The sequence below is a fragment of the Mesorhizobium sp. M4A.F.Ca.ET.050.02.1.1 genome (assembly GCF_003997725.1).
GTDB lineage: Bacteria > Pseudomonadota > Alphaproteobacteria > Rhizobiales > Rhizobiaceae > Mesorhizobium.
This window is the reverse complement of the sequence record NZ_RZSG01001513.1, coordinates 1-438: the sequence shown is the minus strand read 5'-3', so window position 1 is coordinate 438 and position 438 is coordinate 1. Positions and strand designations below refer to the sequence as shown.

Annotated in this window: 1 protein-coding gene; it reads left to right on the top strand. The window is 67.6% G+C overall.

All coding sequences use genetic code 11. The features are described 5' to 3' along the window. Positions 1–21 precede the first annotated feature (21 nt). The coding region (locus tag EOA33_RS38420; RefSeq protein ID WP_190234558.1) for a WecB/TagA/CpsF family glycosyltransferase at positions 22–438 on the top strand (417 nt) is incomplete at its 3' end.

The following is a 438-nucleotide window of genomic DNA, read 5'->3' as shown; positions in this document are numbered from 1 at the left end:
GGTCAGGCAGGAGGCGTTCGCATGAACATGCACGCCACCCGCAAGGCGTTCGGGTCCGACACGTTGAAGACCATCCTCGGCATTCCCGTGCTCGCCATCCGCTGGGACGACGCGATCGCGCTACTGACGCGGCTGGTCGCTGAGCGGCGCTTCACCAAGGTCAGCTTCCTCAACGCCCACAATGCCAACATCGCCTGCACCGATCCGGTCTTTGCCGAGGCGCTGGACGATTTCCTCATCCTGCCCGACGGCATCGGCGTCGACATGGCGGCGCTGCTGCTCTACGGCACGCCGTTTCCGGACAACCTCAACGGCACCGACTTCGTGCCTGCCTTCCTGCAGGCCTCGTCGCGGCCGCTGACCGTCGGCCTGCTCGGCGCCACCCGCGTGAACGCCGAGGCGGCATCGGTCAAGCTCGCCGCGCTCGCCGTGCAGCAC